Annotated in this window: 13 protein-coding genes; 4 read left to right on the forward strand and 9 right to left on the reverse strand. The window is 31.7% G+C overall.

The window, feature by feature from the left end:
• The first annotated feature begins 44 nt into the window (after positions 1-44).
• The 3 genes from ACXGQT_RS08885 (at position 45) to ACXGQT_RS08895 (ending at position 2,980) form a co-directional block, all read left to right on the forward strand.
• Positions 45-1,565 carry a SulP family inorganic anion transporter gene (locus tag ACXGQT_RS08885; RefSeq protein WP_457828245.1) on the forward strand — a complete coding sequence of 507 codons (1,521 nt, stop codon included), beginning with the start codon at positions 45-47 and terminating at the stop codon, positions 1,563-1,565.
• Between the two features lie 28 nt (positions 1,566-1,593).
• On the forward strand, positions 1,594-2,253 hold the full coding sequence (locus ACXGQT_RS08890; RefSeq protein WP_457830810.1) for a carbonic anhydrase family protein: 660 nt from the start codon (positions 1,594-1,596) through the stop codon (positions 2,251-2,253).
• A gap of 100 nt (positions 2,254-2,353) precedes the next feature.
• A complete protein-coding gene (locus tag ACXGQT_RS08895; protein ID WP_457828246.1) occupies positions 2,354-2,980 on the forward strand; it encodes a carbonic anhydrase in 627 nt (208 codons plus the stop codon).
• Positions 2,981-3,122: 142 nt separating this feature from the next.
• On the opposite strand, the gene trpA is transcribed toward ACXGQT_RS08895, so the two are convergent.
• The 8 genes from trpA to ACXGQT_RS08935 all read right to left on the reverse strand — a co-directional run bounded on the left by trpA (position 3,123) and on the right by ACXGQT_RS08935 (position 10,332).
• Complete coding sequence (gene trpA / locus ACXGQT_RS08900) at positions 3,123-3,890, reverse strand: tryptophan synthase subunit alpha (RefSeq protein ID WP_457828247.1); 768 nt, start codon at positions 3,888-3,890, stop codon at positions 3,123-3,125.
• Positions 3,883-5,088, reverse strand: coding sequence for a tryptophan synthase subunit beta (gene trpB, locus ACXGQT_RS08905; protein WP_457828248.1), 1,206 nt, complete (start codon positions 5,086-5,088; stop codon positions 3,883-3,885). Before trpB ends, trpA begins: the two co-directional genes overlap by 8 nt.
• Positions 5,089-5,262: 174 nt before the next feature.
• Positions 5,263-5,883, reverse strand: a complete 621-nt coding sequence (locus ACXGQT_RS08910; RefSeq protein ID WP_457828249.1) for a phosphoribosylanthranilate isomerase — start codon at positions 5,881-5,883, stop codon at positions 5,263-5,265.
• Between the two features lie 87 nt (positions 5,884-5,970).
• Positions 5,971-6,753 carry an indole-3-glycerol phosphate synthase TrpC gene (gene trpC / locus ACXGQT_RS08915; RefSeq protein ID WP_457830811.1) on the reverse strand — a complete coding sequence of 261 codons (783 nt, stop codon included), beginning with the start codon at positions 6,751-6,753 and terminating at the stop codon, positions 5,971-5,973.
• Between the two features lie 36 nt (positions 6,754-6,789).
• Positions 6,790-7,146: a four helix bundle protein gene (locus ACXGQT_RS08920; RefSeq protein ID WP_457828250.1), complete on the reverse strand. Its 357-nt coding sequence runs from the start codon at positions 7,144-7,146 to the stop codon at positions 6,790-6,792.
• A gap of 43 nt (positions 7,147-7,189) precedes the next feature.
• Positions 7,190-8,179, reverse strand: coding sequence for an anthranilate phosphoribosyltransferase (gene trpD, locus ACXGQT_RS08925; protein ID WP_457828251.1), 990 nt, complete (start codon positions 8,177-8,179; stop codon positions 7,190-7,192).
• 76 nt (positions 8,180-8,255) lie between these two features.
• Positions 8,256-8,849 carry an anthranilate synthase component II gene (locus ACXGQT_RS08930; protein ID WP_457828252.1) on the reverse strand — a complete coding sequence of 198 codons (594 nt, stop codon included), beginning with the start codon at positions 8,847-8,849 and terminating at the stop codon, positions 8,256-8,258.
• 88 nt (positions 8,850-8,937) lie between these two features.
• The gene (locus ACXGQT_RS08935) at positions 8,938-10,332 is read right to left on the reverse strand and encodes an anthranilate synthase component I family protein (protein ID WP_457828253.1); all 1,395 of its coding nucleotides are present in this window, start codon (positions 10,330-10,332) and stop codon (positions 8,938-8,940) included.
• 280 nt (positions 10,333-10,612) lie between these two features.
• On the opposite strand from ACXGQT_RS08935, the gene ACXGQT_RS08940 reads away from it, so the two are divergent.
• On the forward strand, positions 10,613-10,972 hold the full coding sequence (locus ACXGQT_RS08940; protein WP_457828254.1) for a DUF805 domain-containing protein: 360 nt from the start codon (positions 10,613-10,615) through the stop codon (positions 10,970-10,972).
• 54 nt (positions 10,973-11,026) lie between these two features.
• Here ACXGQT_RS08940 and ACXGQT_RS08945 read toward each other — a convergent pair whose 3' ends face one another.
• The gene (locus ACXGQT_RS08945; RefSeq protein WP_457828255.1) at positions 11,027-11,779 is read right to left on the reverse strand and encodes an RDD family protein; all 753 of its coding nucleotides are present in this window, start codon (positions 11,777-11,779) and stop codon (positions 11,027-11,029) included.
• Positions 11,780-11,796: the final 17 nt, after the last annotated feature.

Consider the following 11,796-nt stretch of genomic DNA (forward strand, 5'->3'; position numbering starts at 1 on the left):
TTAAACTAAGGTGTATTATTCGTTGTGCTTAAAATCATAAAAGAATGAAATCATCTAATAATTTTAAAAAAAATATTAAAAAAGACTTCTCAGCAAGTATTGTTGTTTTTTTAGTAGCCCTACCTCTATGTTTAGGAATTGCCCTGGCTTCTGGTGCACCTCTGTACTCTGGTATTATTAGTGGTATTATTGGAGGGGTTGTTGTTGGGAGTTTTTCTAATTCCGCCTTAGGAGTTAGTGGTCCTGCTGCAGGGCTTGCTGTAATAGTACTAAATGCCATTACAGATCTTGGCAGTTTTGAAGTATTCCTAGTAGCCGTAATTATTGGGGGATTACTTCAATTAATTATGGGGGTTTTAAAAGCAGGAATTATTGCCTACTACTTTCCTTCTTCAGTTATTAAAGGAATGCTTGCTGGTATTGGAATTTTAATTTCTTACAAACAAATACCCAAAGCTTTTGGAATAGAATCTATTAAAGATATTACCAATGGTATGGACATGAATGTTACCATTATTACTTTTATTTCTTTAGGTATTTTACTCCTATGGCAATCAAAAACGATTCAAAACATTAAATTTTTATCCATAATTCCCGGTGCACTATTAGCGGTTATAGTTGGTATCTTGTTACAATTATATGCTTTACCTATCAACTCAGGTTTTCTAGTTGAAATACCTGTTTCAACCTCACCTACTGAATTTTTTAACAACTTTACTTTTCCTAATTTTAGCGATGGACTAACCAATCCTAAAGTTTATACAACCGCTATTGTTATTGCTGTAGTTGCTAGTTTAGAAACACTACTATGTGTAGAAGCATCAGACAAGCAAGATCCTCAAAAGAGAACTACTTCTACCAATAAAGAATTAATTGCACAAGGAATTGGTAATATGTGTGCAGGACTTATTGGTGGTTTACCAGTAACACAAGTAATTGTTCGTAGTTCTGCCAATCAACAAGCAGGAGGACAAAGTAAAACCTCAACTATATTTCACGGTATATTATTATTCATAAGTATCTTATCAATCCCAACCCTTTTAAATCAAATTCCTTTAGCAACTCTAGCGGCTATTTTATTAATTATAGGGTATAAACTAGCCAACCCTGCTACTTTTAAAAAAATGTACAAAGAGGGATTAGATCAATTTATTCCTTTTGTAGTTACCGTTATTGGTATTGTAGCCACTGACTTACTAATAGGTATAGGCTTAGGTGTTGGTGTTGCTATTTTTATTATTTTAAGAAACAATTACAAAATTCCATATTTTTTAGAACACTCTAAAAATGGAGAAATAGGATCTTACACCATTGAATTGTCTGAAGACGTTACTTTTTTAAACAAAGCATCTGTTTTAAAAATATTAGATAAAATTCCACAAAAAAGTAGGGTAACTATTATTGCAACTAAAACACAATTTATACATTTGGACATTATTGAGATTATTCAAGATTTTGCTATTAAAGCGGCCAATAAAGAAATTGAATTAACCTTGGTAGACTTAGATGTTAACTTACATAAGTACGACCAACCAATGCCTCATTTAAAAGTAGTAAAATCGTAATTTTAAAGAAAATATTAGCATTTAATTAATCTGTTTATCTTATAAAAAACACAAAAAGATGAAAGCTCATACTAAAGAAACGCAAGCAACAATGACTCCTGAAAAGTCGTTGCAATTTTTAAAAGAAGGAAACCAAAGATTTCAAGACAATTTAAAAGCTCATAGAAATTTATTAGAGCAAGTGAATGATACAAGCGAAGGGCAATTTCCTTTTGCTACAATTTTAAGTTGTATAGACTCTAGGGTTTCTGCAGAACTAGTATTTGACCAAGGATTAGGAGATATTTTTAGTATTAGAATTGCTGGTAACTTTGTAAACCAAGATATTCTAGGTTCTATGGAGTTTGCTTGTAAGTTAGCTGGAACAAAACTAGTAGTTGTTTTAGGACACACAAGCTGTGGAGCTATTAAAGGTGCTTGTGACAATGCTAAATTAGGAAACCTAACAGCAATGCTTAACAACATTAAACCTGCTGTAAACTCTATTACAGAACCAAAAGAAGAAAAATTAAGAACTTCATCTAACTTAGATTTTGTTGATAGTGTTGCTGCAAAAAACGTAAAACTTACTATTGAAAGAATTAGAAATGAAAGTGATGTTTTAGCTGACATGGAACAAAAAGGGGAAATTATGATTGTTGGAGCCATGTATGATGTTAACGATGGTTCTGTATCCTTTTTTAATTAAAAATAAAATTACATTAAGTTTTAAAGAGGTCATAAGACCTCTTTTTTAGTATATAATACTATCTTAGAGATAGGAACAACAACACTAAAAGCTCTAAAACATGAAGGTTCAAAAGATATTTAAAAACAATAAACAATGGGTGCAAAATCAATTAGCCATTGATAAAGATTATTTTAAAAACCTATCTAAAGGACAAAACCCCGACATTTTATACATTGGTTGTTCCGACAGTCGTGTTACTGCTGAAGAATTGATGGGAGTTGCTCCTGGTGATGCTTTTGTTCACAGAAATATAGCCAATATGGTTCCTAATACTGATTTAAGTGCCATGTCTGTTATTGATTATGCTTTAACCCATTTAAAAGTAAACCACGTAGTTGTTTGTGGACATTATTATTGTGGAGGGGTAAAAGCAGCTATGCAATCTGAAGATTTAGGAATTTTAAATCCTTGGTTACGTAATATTAGAGATGTGTACAGAATTCATAGAAAAGAATTAAACGCCATTAAAAACGAAGAAGAAAGATACAAAAGACTTGTAGAGTTAAACGTACAAGAACAATGTGTGAATGTGATTAAAACCTCTCAATATCAAAAGGCATTTGCAGATAGAAATGTAACTGTTCATGGTTGGGTGTTTGATATTCACTCTGGTAAATTGATTGATTTAAAAATTAACTTTGAAGAAAAGTTAAAAGACATTCAAGAAATTTATAGAATCTCATAAAACAAAACAGCCTTCTGAAAACTCAAAAGACTGTTTTGTTTTTTAGCGTTAGGGATTGCACCTTTGTTTGAGCTCTTTTGTATACTGAACTTGTTTCAGTATACAAAAAGCGAGTGGTAAAAGCCCGACCGAAGGGAACGTCCTAATTAATAATATCTTTCACAAAAGCATCAATAGTATCTACTCCATTTAATCCAACATGTTTTACAAAAGCAGAACCAATAATAGCCCCGTTTACATGACCGCAAACCGTATTAAACGTTTCCTTGCTCGATATTCCAAACCCTGCAATTAATGTACTTTTTAAATGGTAAGATTTAATTCTGTTAAAGTATGCTATTTGCTCTTCTGAAATAGTTCCTTTGGCTCCTGTAATAGAAGATGATGCTACCACATATATAAACGCATTGGTCATTTCATCTATCTTTTTAATACGCTCCTCTGATGTTTGAGGGGTAATTAAAAACACATTGGTAAGCCCATATTTTGCAAACAAATCTTTATAAATTGTTTCGTACTCAATCATAGGCATATCAGGTAAAATTAAAGTTTCAATACCTACTGATATACATTTTTCACAAAACTTTTCAGTTCCGTAACGCAACATTTGATTTAAATAGCCCATTCCTACTAAAGGAATATTAATTTGCTCTTTTATTGCTGCTAATTGATCAAAAATGATATCTAAATTAACCCCATTTTTTAAGGCAACAGAACTACTTTCTTGAATAGTAGGGCCATCGGCCATAGGGTCTGAATAAGGAAAACCTACTTCTAAAAAATCTACTCCTGCAGCTTCTAAATTCTTTACTACGGTTGCAGTATCATTTAATTTTGGATATCCTGATGTGAAATATACCGAACAAAGTCTGTTTGGTTTTTCTTTAAATAATTGATTTAACTTACTCATGATTTCTAGCTTCTCTTTTTTCTAATTCGTTGATATAAGTTTCTAAATCCTTATCTCCTCTTCCTGATAAATTAACCACAACTACTTGATCTTTGCTTAAATCCATCTTACCTAACACCGCCAAGGCATGAGAACTTTCTAAAGCAGGAATAATTCCTTCTAACTTTGTTAATTCAAAAGCCGCATCTAAAGCTTCTTGATCGGTAGCATTCATAAAAGTTCCTCTACCACTTTCAAATAAATGTGCGTGTAAAGGCCCAACTCCTGGGTAATCTAATCCTGCAGAAATGGAGTAAGGCTCAATAATTTGCCCGTACTCATCTTGCATTAAAATGGTTTTAGAACCGTGAATTACCCCTACTTCTCCCAATTGAGAAGTTGCAGCACTTTCCCCTGAATTAATCCCTAACCCAGCAGCTTCTACCGCTACCAAATCTACCTCTTCATCATCCATATAATGATAAAAAGCTCCAGCCGCATTAGAACCTCCACCAACACAAGCTATAATTGTATCTGGATTTTCTTTTCCTGTTTGTTCTTTTAATTGCCATTTAATTTCTTCGGAAATAATAGCTTGTAAACGTGCCACCATATCTGGATATGGATGTGGCCCCACCACAGAACCTATTAAATAATAAGTTTCTTCGGGGTGTTGAATCCAATCACGAATCGCTTCGTTAGTTGCATCTTTTAAAGTTTTAGAACCACTGGTTGCTGCTACTACTTTTGCCCCTAACATTTTCATACGCGCTACGTTTGGAGCCTGACGTTTGATGTCTACCTCTCCCATAAACACAATACATTCCAAGTTCATTAAAGCACAAACAGTTGCTGTAGCCACTCCGTGCTGACCTGCACCTGTTTCGGCAATAATTCTCTTTTTACCTAAATGCTTAGCAATTAAAATTTGCCCAATAGTATTGTTTACTTTGTGCGCACCTGTATGGTTTAAATCTTCTCTTTTTAAATAAATATGTGCTCCGTATTTATCGGATAAATTTGGAGCATAATACAATGGTGTTGGTCTTCCAACATATTGTTTTAACAAGTATAAATACTCTTTTTGAAAAGCTTCAGAGTTGATAATATCTAAATAATTATCTTCTAATTCTTTTACGTTTGGATACAACAATTCTGGAATATAAGCTCCTCCAAATTGTCCGTAATAACCATTTTTGTCTACTTGAAATTTTGACATCTCTTTATATTTATTTATCGAACTGTTTATTTGTTAAACCGACTTAACGATTACTCACTAAAACAAATCAACATTTTTTTAATCCTTATTTCTAAACCGTTCTCGACTACGCTCGAACACCTCTTTCGTAATTAGGTCATCGAGCGGAGTCGAGATGTTATTATTTTAAACACACTACCCTTTAATTTCTTTAAAAAACTGATGTAACAAATGTACATCCTTTTTTACCCCATCAACCTCAAACTTGCTATTGATGTCTAGTGCGTAAATAGGCAATTCTGTTTTTAAAATTTCTTTTACTTTTTCTATTTCTGCAATTCCAATTCCGCCACTTAAAATAAAAGGCTTTTTTGATGGATAGTCTTTTAACACTGACCAATCAAAAGTATAGCCGTTTCCTCCTTTATCTTTCCCTTTAGTATCAAACAGAAAGTAATCTACAAAAGATTCGTAAGATGCTAATACAGAAAAATCGAACTTTTCTTTAATTGAAAAGACTTTAAATAACTCAATATCTAAATCGTGACTATTTAATTCTTGACAATATTCTACAGATTCTGAACCGTGTAGTTGAATTGCTTTAAATCCGTATTGATTTATTTTTTCAACAACAAAATCAATTGGAGCATTTACAAACACTCCTGTTTTTTTGATGTTTTCATCAATCTCTGGAATTTCTCCTTCAAAATTTCTTGGAGATTTTGGATAGAATATAAACCCTAGATAGTCTGGCTTTAAGGCAGACACCTCTTGGATATTCTCTCTATATTTCATTCCACAAACTTTGATTTTCATTTTTTTCTAGTTCCGGGTACAGAGTATTAAGTATAGAGTACCGTAGCAATGCTATCTTTGTACTTTTTACCACTACTTTGTACTATTTTACAATTGCCCTACAAACTCTTTACAAGCTTGTCCCGGATTATCTGTTTTCATAAAGTTTTCACCAATTAAAAATCCTTGAAAACCATATTGTTTTAATCCCATAATAATTTTAGGATCGCTAATTCCACTCTCAGAAACTTTGATACAGCTATCTGGAATTTTAGAAGCTAATTCTATAGAATGCTCTAAATCTACCTTAAACGTGTTTAAGTTTCTGTTGTTAATTCCGATGATTTTATCGTGAGCATCAATTTTATCAAGCTCTTCTTGAGTATGAATTTCATACAACACATCCATTCCTAAATCTGTTGCTAACTGTCCGTAGTTTTTTAACTCTTCTTTGGTTAAACAAGCTGCTATTAACAAAATAACATCAGCACCAATCGCTTTGGCTTCTACAATTTGAAAACCATCAACAATAAAATCTTTTCTAAGGATTGGCTTTACTTCGTTAATGCTACGTGCTTTCATTAGATCTACCATAGTCCCTCCAAAGAAATGAGTATCAGTTAAAATAGATTGCGCAGCAACATTGGCATCTAAGTAACCATTGGTTACTTCTAAAATATCGGCCTTATCATTAATAATTCCTTTAGACGGAGATTGTCTTTTAAACTCAGCTATAATTCCAGTTGACCCCACCTCTAACAAAGATCTTTTTAATGAAAGTGGTGTTCTTTTAAAATTTGGACTTTCTACCAATTTTTGAACCGTAACTTCACTTTTTATTTTAGCTACTTCCTTTTTTTTATGTGCGATTATTTTTTCTAAAATTGTCATCATATTATAATTACGAATTTTTAATTACGAATTACGCTAATCGTTTTGTTTTAACGTTTTTTGAATACTTCCAATAATTCGTAACAACTCATCTATATCTTTAATTAAACTTTTGGCTTCTGGTTCTTTTAAATACTCTGCATCAGATAACAGTCTTAATCTATATTTAGTCTCTCTAGCCTCTTTGTAGGCAATGGTTAATTTTGCATAAAAATCCTTTTTACTCTGTCCTCCTATGGCCTCTTCAATATTAGCTCCAATTGATGTAGCAGACCTCAACAGTTGTTTACTTAAAACAAATTCTCTTTCTCTTTCACAAATTATTTTATATAATTTTACTATTCTGAATGCAAATTTATAACTCTTTATTTGAACAATGTTATCGGATTTCACAACTCGTAATTTTAAATTCTTAATTCGTAATTACAGAAAGAACTTATAGTTCAATTAATATTTTTAAACATTCTTTTGCTTTACCTCCCATTAAAGAATCTTTTGCTTGATTAAAAGCTTCTTTAAAGGCTTTGGTATGATCAAAAGTCATTAATGCATAAGCGGCATTTGTTAACACCACATTGTTTTGTGCATCGGTTCCATTTCCATCTAAAATAGAGGTAAAAATTTCTGCAGCTTCGGGTACACTATTTCCTCCAAAAATATCTGAGGGTTTTATCACATCCATTCCTATTTCATGAGGTCTAATAATTTGTTCTTTTTCTTTAGTGTACATTTTAAAGTTACCTGTTAAAGAAATTTCATCATAACCATCTAAAGCATGAACTACGGCAAAATTATCTGAAGATTTACTCAACACTTCTTTAAATAACCTACCTACATACAAATTATACACTCCTACCATTTGATTTTGTGGCATACTTGGATTTACCAAAGGCCCTAACATATTAAAAAAGGTTTTCATTCCTAACTCTTTTCTAACAGGTCCAACGGCTGCCATGGCTGGATGAAAAAGTGGAGCATGTAAAAAACAAATATTTGCTTTATCTATTTGGTTTTTAAGCACACTCTCATTATTGGTAAATTTATACCCTAAATGCTCTAACATGTTTGATGAACCAGAAGCTGAAGAAACTCCATAATTACCATGTTTAGCTACTTTGTTTCCTGTTCCTGCAACTATAAAAGAGGTTAATGTAGAAATATTAAATGTATTTTTTCCATCACCACCTGTTCCACATAAATCTATTGTATTGAACTCAGACAAATCAATTTTTAAAGCCAACTCTAATAAAGCTTCTCTAAATCCAGAAAGTTCTGATACTGTAATAGGTCTCATTAAAAAAACCGTTACAAATGATGCTATTTGAGAGTGATTACAATCTCCATTGGCAATCTTTATCAACACTTCTTTAGCTTCTTGCTGACTTAAATGTTCATACTCAAATAATCTCTCTAATATTTTCTTCATTTTTTAATATTGGGTATTTAGCAGTACATATATTACACTAGTGATTAAACATTTAATATTGTTTACTAGCCTGTAACTACTTATTACTCATTTCTTTTTTTGCGTTTTCTATAAATTCTCTCACCATTGCTTCTCCATCAGGTGTTAAAATAGATTCTGGATGAAATTGTACTGCACTAATATTATACTTTTTATGCTCAATAGCCATGACTCCACCATCTTCATCTAAACAAGTAATTTTTAAGTCTTTTGGCATGTTTTCACCATCTGCAATCCAAGAATGATAACGTGCTGCAGTAAAGAATGTTGGAATTTGCTTAAAAATTAACGCTTCATCATCTACTACTTTCATTTCAGTAGCAACTCCATGGAACACATTGTCCATATTAATGATTTTTCCTCCAAACACCTCTGTTATGGCTTGCAAGCCTAAACACACTCCAAAAATAGGCTTCTTACCTGCATACTCAGCAATTACCTCTTTTAAAATCCCTGCTTCATCTGGAATTCCTGGTCCTGGTGACAACATAATTAGATCATAATCTCCCACTACTTCTAACGGAATCTCATCATTTCTAAAAACATCTGGTGTTTCTCCTGTAATTTCTTCTACCATATGAACTAAGTTGTAGGTAAAAGAATCGTAGTTATCTAATATTAATATTTTCATATTCTTTTAGTACTGAGTACTGAGTATAGAGTATTAAGTACCGTAGCTACGCTAACTTTGCACTTTGTACTTTTTACTCGGTACTAATTTATATTTTCTCTGCCAACACTAAAGCTTTCTTTAATGCTGCTAACTTGTTATTTACTTCTTGTAACTCTCCTTCTTCTGTAGAATCTGTAACAATTCCTGCTCCAGCTTGGTAGTACAATGTATTGTTTTTACTTACAAAAGATCTAATGGCAATGGCTAAATTTACTTCTCCAGAAAGTCCAATAACCCCTACAGCTCCACCATAAAAACCTCTTGCTTGTGCTTCGTAAGTATCTATTAATTGCATTGCTTTGTATTTTGGAGCACCACTTAACGTTCCTGCCGGAAAAGTATCTCCCACAATTTTTAAAGGATTTCCTTTGATTTTACCTTCTACTGTGGAAACTAAATGAATTACATGACTAAAGTATTGTACTTCTTTAAAAACCTCAACCGTTACATTGTTGGCATGTTTACTTAAATCATTACGAGCTAAATCTACCAACATTACGTGTTCTGCTGTTTCTTTTTTATCGTTTGATAACTTTTCTCCTAACAAATGGTCTTCTCTTGCATTTCCTGTTCTTCTAAACGTTCCTGCAATTGGATTGATGGTTGCCACACCTTTTTGAACTTTTATCTGTGCTTCTGGTGATGACCCCATTAAACGGAAACTTCCGTAATCAAAATAGAATAAATATGGAGATGGATTGATAGAACGTAAGGCTCTATACAAGTTAAAATCGTCTCCTTTGTATTTTTGTTGAAATTGTCTAGACAATACTATTTGAAAAACATCTCCTCGTTTACAATGAGCTTTTCCTTTTCTTACATATTCTTTAAACTCTTCATCTGTACAGCTTGATGTTTCACTATCACTATCGTATGAAAAACTTTGTGTTTGGTACGTAGGATTGTTAATAATAGTAATAATTTCATCAATATTAGACTCCTCTCCTTCTGGCACATTTTCTATCACAACCATTTCATCATTAAAGTGATTGATAGCTATAATATATCTGTAAAAACTGTATTGTAATAACGGAATGGCAGATGCTGCTGGTTTTGCATTTAATTTAATATTTTCAAAATATTGAACTGCATCATAAGTAGAATATCCATACAAACCATTATAGGCCTTGTGAGCATCATCACAATCTGTTTGAATTAAATCACTATAATATTGAAAAACTTCGTGAAAATTTCTTTGTAAAGGAGCGCTTGTTAACAATTCTCCTTTATAAACAAGGTTTAAAGCTTCTTTTTCTACTTTAATATTTACCAAAGGATCTATGGCCATAAAAGAATAACTATCTTCTTTAGAATGATAATCAGACCCTTCTAACAACACCGTATTTGCAAAACGATCTCTAAATCTTAAATAAAGTGACACAGGTGTAACTGTATCAGCCATTTGTTCTTTAATAACGGTCTTAAACTGTAATTTTTTCATACGTTATAACTATAAAAAAAGGCTTATCGTGAGATAAGCCTTTATATATTTATTTTTTTAAAATACACATTGATACTCACGCTTAATTAATTAAGAGTGTACCACCACCAAGTATTTTTTCTATCTAATTTCATTGACACAAATTTAACATTCATTTTTAATAATGCAAATTATTTGAGTTGTAATTTTTTACCACCAAAAACCTATAAAATCAACTTAAATTCTTAGTTTTTAAAAGTTTTTTTGATACTTTAACATAAAATTTAAAACTATAAAAAAGATGAATTGGTACATTAAAGTATTAAAACAATACACTGATTTTAATGGAAGAGCTAGAAGAAAAGAATATTGGATGTTCTATTTATTTAACGTTATTATTTCCTTTATATTAGGTCTTATAGGAGGCTTAATTAATTTTGAATATCTTGGAAATATATATTCTTTGGCTGTTATAGTTCCTGGTATTGCTGTTGGTGTTAGAAGAATGCATGATATTGGAAAATCAGGATGGTACATTTTAATCCCTATTTATAACCTTATTTTATTATGCACTAATGGAGATGAAGGACCTAATGAATATGGACCTGACCCTAAAAACCCAATGGATGAATTAGAAGAAATTGGAACTGCACAAGCATAAAGATTACAACATAAAAAAAGCCTCTTTAAATATTATTAAAGAGGCTTTTTTGTATTACATATTCTGAGTGTAGTAATTATAATCTTTAATTACAGTATCTAAAAACTGCTCCGTAGTTTGCTCCGGCAAAGGTTCTGTATTTATTACTGCTACAATTTTTTCTCTTAGTTTTAAGAACAACCCGTAATCTTTCTTTGCTTTTGCTCTGATAAAATTCTCTTTAATAATTCTTACATCATTATCAGACAATCTTACTACAGAAGGATAAGTAGCCTGATAATTTTGAGTAGTGACACTTTCATCTAAAATAGTATGACTAATATTTACTTTGTTCCTTAAACTCACCACAGCAGTTCCCGATGCCATTCCCCCCAAACGTTGTGCTTTTTTAGAACTTCCTATAAAAATTAAGGCAATCATACCTGACAACATATTTACATCTACAATACGCATTACCCATCTAATAAAAAAATCTATAAAACCTGTTTGGTAACCATCAATTTTTAAAACTTTAAGTTTCATTACTTTTTTACCAACTGTTTGTCCTCCTAGTAAAGTTTCCAAAGTAAGAGTATAAAATATAACAGGAATTAACAATGCAATAACTATAGCTGAAATAGACCACTGGTCTAGCCCTTTAAAATATTTATCTAAATTTAACAATCCAAATAAAACATATCCAAGAACACTTATGTATGCTAGTTTTATGAGCACATCAATAAACCAAGCTAAAATACGATGATTAAGCTCTGCAGACTTAAAATCTAAGTTTACATTTTGCGTAGTGGTTATTTGTATTTCTGCCATTTTATCTAGTTATTTGT

This window comes from Wenyingzhuangia sp. IMCC45467 (assembly GCF_054111205.1).

Bases quoted from the DNA above. Each gene is read 5' to 3' on its own strand.
- ACXGQT_RS08885 (WP_457828245.1), top strand. From the start codon at position 45: ATGAAATCATCTAATAATTTTAAAAAAAATATTAAAAAAGACTTCTCA.
- ACXGQT_RS08895 (WP_457828246.1), top strand. From the start codon at position 2,354: ATGAAGGTTCAAAAGATATTTAAAAACAATAAACAATGGGTGCAAAAT.
- trpA (WP_457828247.1), bottom strand. From the start codon at position 3,890: ATGAGTAAGTTAAATCAATTATTTAAAGAAAAACCAAACAGACTTTGT.
- trpB (WP_457828248.1), bottom strand. From the start codon at position 5,088: ATGTCAAAATTTCAAGTAGACAAAAATGGTTATTACGGACAATTTGGA.
- ACXGQT_RS08910 (WP_457828249.1), bottom strand. From the start codon at position 5,883: ATGAAAATCAAAGTTTGTGGAATGAAATATAGAGAGAATATCCAAGAG.
- trpC (WP_457830811.1), bottom strand. From the start codon at position 6,753: ATGACAATTTTAGAAAAAATAATCGCACATAAAAAAAAGGAAGTAGCT.
- trpD (WP_457828251.1), bottom strand. From the start codon at position 8,179: ATGAAGAAAATATTAGAGAGATTATTTGAGTATGAACATTTAAGTCAG.
- ACXGQT_RS08930 (WP_457828252.1), bottom strand. From the start codon at position 8,849: ATGAAAATATTAATATTAGATAACTACGATTCTTTTACCTACAACTTA.
- ACXGQT_RS08935 (WP_457828253.1), bottom strand. From the start codon at position 10,332: ATGAAAAAATTACAGTTTAAGACCGTTATTAAAGAACAAATGGCTGAT.
- ACXGQT_RS08940 (WP_457828254.1), top strand. From the start codon at position 10,613: ATGAATTGGTACATTAAAGTATTAAAACAATACACTGATTTTAATGGA.
- ACXGQT_RS08945 (WP_457828255.1), bottom strand. From the start codon at position 11,779: ATGGCAGAAATACAAATAACCACTACGCAAAATGTAAACTTAGATTTT.